General features: G+C 63.8%; 5 protein-coding genes. All 5 read right to left on the bottom strand.

Annotated features, from left to right (window positions below; genetic code table 11):
• Nucleotides 1-145 precede the first annotated feature (145 nt).
• From IAE24_RS29850 to IAE24_RS29830, 5 genes are read right to left on the bottom strand one after another with little or no spacing between them, the layout of a single operon-like run.
• A complete protein-coding gene (locus tag IAE24_RS29850) occupies nucleotides 146-1,552 on the bottom strand; it encodes a phage major capsid protein (RefSeq protein WP_233626376.1) in 1,407 nt (468 codons plus the stop codon).
• Between the two features lie 4 nt (nucleotides 1,553-1,556).
• Nucleotides 1,557-2,195, bottom strand: coding sequence for an HK97 family phage prohead protease (locus tag IAE24_RS29845; RefSeq protein WP_199962077.1), 639 nt, complete (start codon nucleotides 2,193-2,195; stop codon nucleotides 1,557-1,559).
• Nucleotides 2,195-3,445 carry a phage portal protein gene (locus IAE24_RS29840; RefSeq protein ID WP_233626375.1) on the bottom strand — a complete coding sequence of 417 codons (1,251 nt, stop codon included), beginning with the start codon at nucleotides 3,443-3,445 and terminating at the stop codon, nucleotides 2,195-2,197. The genes IAE24_RS29845 and IAE24_RS29840 overlap by 1 nt, the downstream gene beginning before the upstream one ends.
• Nucleotides 3,442-5,184, bottom strand: coding sequence for a terminase large subunit (locus IAE24_RS29835; protein WP_199962076.1), 1,743 nt, complete (start codon nucleotides 5,182-5,184; stop codon nucleotides 3,442-3,444). Before IAE24_RS29835 ends, IAE24_RS29840 begins: the two co-directional genes overlap by 4 nt.
• Before the next feature lie 5 nt (nucleotides 5,185-5,189).
• Nucleotides 5,190-5,765: a P27 family phage terminase small subunit gene (locus IAE24_RS29830; RefSeq protein ID WP_199962074.1), complete on the bottom strand. Its 576-nt coding sequence runs from the start codon at nucleotides 5,763-5,765 to the stop codon at nucleotides 5,190-5,192.
• Between the last annotated feature and the right edge of the window lie 78 nt (nucleotides 5,766-5,843).

The raw sequence follows: 5,843 nt of genomic DNA, 5'->3' as shown, positions 1-5,843 counted from the left end.
CCAGGCCCTCGGGCAACGGATCGCCCGGGCGGTAGCGCTTGCCGTCGCGCTCGAATGTCTTTGCTACTTCCATGTCTTCTCTCCAGTCCAGAAACGCCAAACCCCAGCGCAAAGGCTGGCGTTTGGCCGAGGGTTGAGGGGGCGTTTACGGCGCGGGGAACTGGCCCGCCACGATGGCAGAGGGGCGCTCCACCGTGAAGCCGAGGCGCTCTTCCACGATCAGGGCCACCATACCCTTGATCGCAAAGTCCGCATGCTGCTCGGCCACGCGCACGCTGACCTCCTCACGGTCATAGATCGTTGCCGCGAAGCCGCTGCCGGCCAGGAAGTCGTCGGCCGCCATGGCATGGCTCTCCACCACCGTCTTGCCCCACACACGCGGCGCGGCGCCATCCGTGGGCGTGCCGAAGATGTAGGCGCCGTCGTTGGTCTTCATCATCTGGATCAGTGCCCAGTCTTCCAGGCTCAGCACCGCGAAGGTGGCCGGATACTGCGCCTTGGCAACCTGCAGGAAGGCCCAGCGCAGATAGTCCAGCTTGGTATGGGCCGGACCACCCGAGGGCACGGCAGGCATGCCGGTAGCGCTGAATGCCACCGCTTGCGGCGTCAGGCCCAGCAGGTTGCCGTTGGTGCCGTCACCGAACAGCAACTGCGCGTCTTCCTTGATCTTCAGGCCCTGGCGCATGCGGCCATCGACCAGGCCCTGCAGCTGCGGCGCGTCGGCCAGCACCTGGCGGCTGGCGGGAATCCAGTGGCCGATGTTTTCGACGGGCGAGCTTTTCTTCTCGAACGTCAGGCCGGATTCGGGCAGGGCGTTGCCTTCGCCATTGCGAGAGCCGGCATTGTTCGTGAAGAGCTTTTCCTGCACCCACTCGACGGAGTTTGTAGCGATGCTCACGGCCATGAACAGATCGCGCACCGTCAGCGCCATATCAGGCCCCATGACGATGCCAGCCTGGTGCGGCAGGATCAGCGCACCGGCGCTTGCCGGGCCGCTGGTGATCGCGGCCTTGCCGAACAGGGGCGCATTCATCGTTGCCAGCTCGGCCACGCCACCGCGATAGCTCTTGCAAACTTCAGACTCGCCCACGATCTGGCCCAGGCTCTTTTTCTGGTCGCCGCCACCGCCCAGCAGGTTGGCGGCCTTCTTGGCGATCTCGGCCACTTCATCGTTGACCTTTTCCAGCGCCTTCTCGACCTTGTCCACCTTCTGGACAGCATCCTGAAATGCGGCCTTGGTGGTGGCATCGACCATGCCGGATTTCATCTCGTCATGCAGCTTGGACACCTTGCCGTCCAGCTCGGTATGGGCCTTGCGAACTTGCTCAACGGTTTCCTTGGCCGCCCTCGCAGTGTCGGTCAGTTGGTCGATGGCCTTGCGGATATCGCCGCCCACCTCGCCCGTGAGGGCCACAGGCAGGGCGCCAGCGGCAGCGAGACCGGCCCAGGCATCGGGCGCAACGATGGGAGCGCCCATCGCGCTGGCAAGGGCCAGGATCGCCAGGACAGCGAGGAATGCGTAAGTGACGCGCTTTCGGGTAATGCAGTGCATGTTTTCAGTTCCAGGTAAATGCGTGCGTGAGTTGCTTGAGGTTGTCTGCCAGCGTCTCGCTGTCCGGGTCGCCGTCCCGGCGGCCCAGCGACTGAAAGCCGCCAGCAGCCAAGGCCTTGGCCTCGCGCTGGCTGTATCCGAGGCCACGCAGCTGCGCCTCGAAATCTCGAATCGTGGTGGCGGCCTTGACGGTCTCCACCAGCGCTTCAGGGTTCATGCCGAACGGCACCAGGGAAAATTCCCAGAGCACCGCGTCTGTGATGATTCGCACGTAGTCACCATCGCGCTCTTCCCAGGTAGCACCACCTGGCACGATGTCGAAGCCCACGGACAGGCCATCGAGCACGCCGGCCTTCATCAACTCATAGGCGTCCTGCACATAGCTCACACCCAAGGTGAGCTGGCCATCGACCCGCAGGCCGTGCTCGTCCTGCGTGCACTTGGCTTTGCCGGCCAGGCGCTTGAGGTCGTGGTTCATGGCAATGCGCACCTTGCCGTCGCGCGTTTCCTTCATCGCGCGGAATGCGCCGGGCATGATCACGTCCCGGCCAAGATCCACGTTGTTGAACACGGCGGCATAGCCGGTGAACGTGCCGTCTGCCTTGGCTTCCTTGATTTCAATCGGTGCGGTCAGGCGGTCCATCAGGCGCCTCCTTTGTTTCGGGTCAGGATCTCCCCCAGCAGGTCCGAGGGGGCCATGTTGAGCGGCACATGCAAGTCGTCTGCGCCGTCGATGAGCGGCATGTCCTCCAGCTCGCGGATCTCGTTTTGTGTGATGGCACCGGCCGTGCGCAGCTTCACGTAGCACTCGCCGCGCTGCGTGCTGTCGCCGCGCAGCAGGCCACGGACATCGAACTGGAAATACATGCCGGCGCGACGCTCGGCGGGCGTCAGCAGGCTGCTGTTGAGCCCGGCCTCGATCCGCACCAGGTACGCCATCAGCGTGTAATCCAGGAAATGCTTGTTGGCCTGCTCCGTGTTCGCATAGCTGGCCTTGTCCATTTCCATCAGCATGTGCAGGGGCACGCGGTAGATGCGTGCCGCCTCGGCAATCTGCAGCTTGCGCGATTCGATGAACTGCGCTTCGTTGTTCGGCGTGCTGATGGCCAGATAGTCGGTTTCCCCGTCCAGCACCGGCAGCTCACCCTTGTCCCGCGACTCCTTGAGGTACTGGGTGAAGTTGGCGCGGATCTGGTCTCGCTGCTTCTCGCCAAAGTCCGCCGTGGTCTTCAAGATGCCTTGGGGCCGGCCACCGCTGCCGAAGAACTCGGCCGCATACTTTTCCAGCGCCACGGCCAGGGCCAAGCTGTTGCTGTGCAGTTGGTGCGGGGCATAGCCCTCCAGATCGCCCACACCGCCGAAGCCCCGGATGGGCATCACGTCCTCGCGCCTGCGCTTGATGCGGCGGCCCTGGCGGTCGGTGAGCCAGTAGACGATTGACCCGTCCTGCTGCACCTCGGGCTGCACCCGGGACTTGTGCACCGGCTGGATCTGCAGGATGCGCCCCGTGGACTCCATTCGATCCACCGGGTTGTAGGACTGGCCCATGGTGGCGAGGCTCACCACCATGGCTTCCTTCCACTCGGGGGCTGTCATGTAGTCACAGGGCTGGTCGTGCACCAGCGTGTAGCGCGCGTCATCCTTGGCCCGCTCCCGCCCCTTCTGTGTCGTGCGGTACAGGTGCAGCGGGATGGTGCCCACGGTCTCGGCAATCAGCCGGATCGCTGACCATGACGCAGTAATCTTCAACTGCGTCAACTCGCCCACGGGCACCTTGGCCCAGGTCGGGCCTACGCCCAGGACATTCCAGCCCTGCGGGTTGGTCAGGGTCAGGTCGGTGCCCTTGAGCGCCCAGGCCATCGCCCCGAGCACCGCTTTTCGGATTGGGCTCATGTGCTGTTCGCTTCTGCAAATGACGCCCAGAAAGCCTTGGCTTTCTGGCGCTTGTCGGTTTGAGGTTCCGCCAGGGCCAAGGCACGGCCGAACGCCATCAGCATGGCAATGGCGCCGTCGATCTTGTCTTCCTTGCGGTTCTTGGTCGGGCTTTTCAGCTCGTTGTATTTGCTGGTCAGCACCACCAGGTTGCTGACCATCCAGCTCATGCAGGGGTTGCCGTCATGGCGCACCTTGCCGGCCAGGACCAGGGCTTCCAGCTCCTGCAGGGGCTGCGTGAAAAACAGGCTGCGCTGCGTGATCTCGACCATGGGCAGGCCCTCATCGATCAGCTTGCGCGCCCAGTAGCTGGAAAGCGCCGGGTCGTATGCGGCTTCTTTCAGGTCGTGCATGTCGCGGTCGGCCTTGAGGTCTTCCGCGATCATGTCGAAATCGGTCAGATTGCCAGGGCTGACCTTGATCCATCCTTCTTCAACCCAGCCCGACAGCTGTGCCGTCTTGCTCTCCTGCACCGCAACCTGGTTGTAGTACAGACGTGTGCACACGAACCACATCTCTCCGCGCCGGAAGATCTTGACCTTGGCCGCGAAGTCGTTTTTCTCTGCCAGGTCGGAAGCCGCATAGCACTCCTCATCGGTGAACTGCTCTTCCCGCAGTGAGGTATCGGCACAGGCATTCCACGCCTCCATGTCCATCCAGTTGGTGCCGGCATTGGTCCACACGTTCAGGTGCTTGGTCAGGAAATTGCCCCGGCTGCTGGGTGTCGCCAGCGCCTTGGTTTTCGTGGCCTCCAGCTTGTCCACCTTGGCGCTGATGCCCAGGTTCGGATTCGCCTTGCGCCAGACCTTTGGATCTTTCCAATCGTCGCCATCGTCGATGGTGTAGATCACCCCGAACCACGTCTCATCGACGTGCGTGCCTTCCAGCACCTTGATGGTGTAGCTGCGCAGCTCGAAGCAGATACCGCCCGTGTCCTTGCCGGCCGTGGTGATGGCCGAGATGAGCGGCTGGCTACGCGCGCCGTCCGCCGACTCGATCACATCCCACAGGTCGCGCTTCTTGTGCGCGTGCACCTCGTCCACGGCCGCGCCGTGCACGTTCAGGCCGTCCTGCGTGCTGGCCTCGGCATTCAGGATCTTGAAGCTGCTGGCCGTGCTCGGGCAGCTGATGTCGTGGCGGCCCACCGTGACGCCGAAGCGCTCGCGGAACTCGCTGTCACGCAGCACCATTTCGCGCGCCGTGTCGAACACTTCGCGGGCCTGCTCGCCGGTCGTCGCTGCGCTGTAGACCTGCGCGCCAGGCTCGTCGTCCGCAAAGGCGAGGTACAGGCAACGGCCAGCGGCGCGCGTGCTCTTCGCATTCTTGCGCGCGACCTCTTCATAGCTGCGGCGAAACCGGCGCAGCCTGGTGCTCGCGTGCACCCAGCCGAACAGGTTGAACTCACAGAAGATCTGCCAGTCCTCCAGGCGGATCTTCGCGTAGCGCACCATCCCGTCTTCATAGACCGGCTTGGCCCACTCGCCCTTGATATGGCAGAGCAGCTCTTGGAACTGGCATTCCCGGCCACCCAGGCGCACGTCCACCACATACGGGAAATCTTCGGCACCCTGGCGATCCAGATCCCGCAGGAACCGCTTGCAGGCCAGCCGCTCGTACTTGCCCGCGACCTCCTGCCCTTTCGTCACGCGCCTGGCGTAGGCCTTTGCGCGCTCGAAATACTCGGCTTGAGGTCGGGTCATGGCAGCTAGTCGAAGTCGGTGAACCCTCGCGGAGAGGCCGGGGCGGCAGCGGGCGCAGCCGGGGATTGCACATCCTTCGGCGCATCGCCCTCGAAGAGCTGCAGCTGCGCGCGGATGGCGGTTGTCACATTGGCCTGCTCGGCCGGGCTCAGGCCGAACTTGGCCAGCAGCGACAGCATCATTTGCCGTTCGCTTTTGAGGATCTGATAGCGGGGGTGCTGCATAGGCATCCCGTTTGGGCTGGTCACCTCGAATGCACCCATCGGGTCTTTGCCTTCGGCCCGCAGAAGGTTCTGGCGAGCGCGCAGCGAATGGCGCAGTTCCTTCACATCGGAAACCGTCTCGCACAGCTCCTCGAAGATGTCCGAATACACAACCGATATCAGGTTGTAGCGGAGCAGCTCCGCGCCCAGGCGCTTCCACACCTTGCGCGCGCCAGGGCTCAGGCCCTTCGGCACTGGCGGCATTCCCGCCTCTGGCCGGAAGGTGCTGTCCAGGTTCACCGACATCGGCCGCTTGCCCCGGTTGCCTTCCAGCACTTTCAGCTCTACCGGCTTCGCGGCCGGGCCTCGTCGTCCCATGGTCTACCTCCTCCCCCCCCACCCCCTGAAACCTGCGTGTGCAAAAATTCCACGGAGCGGTCGGTTTCCACACAAAAG

The organism is Delftia sp. S65 (assembly GCF_016516495.1).
GTDB lineage: Bacteria > Pseudomonadota > Gammaproteobacteria > Burkholderiales > Burkholderiaceae_C > Comamonas > Comamonas acidovorans.
This window is presented reverse-complemented; position numbering and strand designations above follow the sequence as displayed.

Bases quoted from the DNA above. Each gene is read 5' to 3' on its own strand.
- IAE24_RS29830 (WP_199962074.1), bottom strand. From the start codon at position 5,765: ATGGGACGACGAGGCCCGGCCGCGAAGCCGGTAGAGCTGAAAGTGCTG.
- IAE24_RS29845 (WP_199962077.1), bottom strand. From the start codon at position 2,195: ATGGACCGCCTGACCGCACCGATTGAAATCAAGGAAGCCAAGGCAGAC.
- IAE24_RS29835 (WP_199962076.1), bottom strand. From the start codon at position 5,184: ATGACCCGACCTCAAGCCGAGTATTTCGAGCGCGCAAAGGCCTACGCC.
- IAE24_RS29840 (WP_233626375.1), bottom strand. From the start codon at position 3,445: ATGAGCCCAATCCGAAAAGCGGTGCTCGGGGCGATGGCCTGGGCGCTC.
- IAE24_RS29850 (WP_233626376.1), bottom strand. From the start codon at position 1,552: ATGCACTGCATTACCCGAAAGCGCGTCACTTACGCATTCCTCGCTGTC.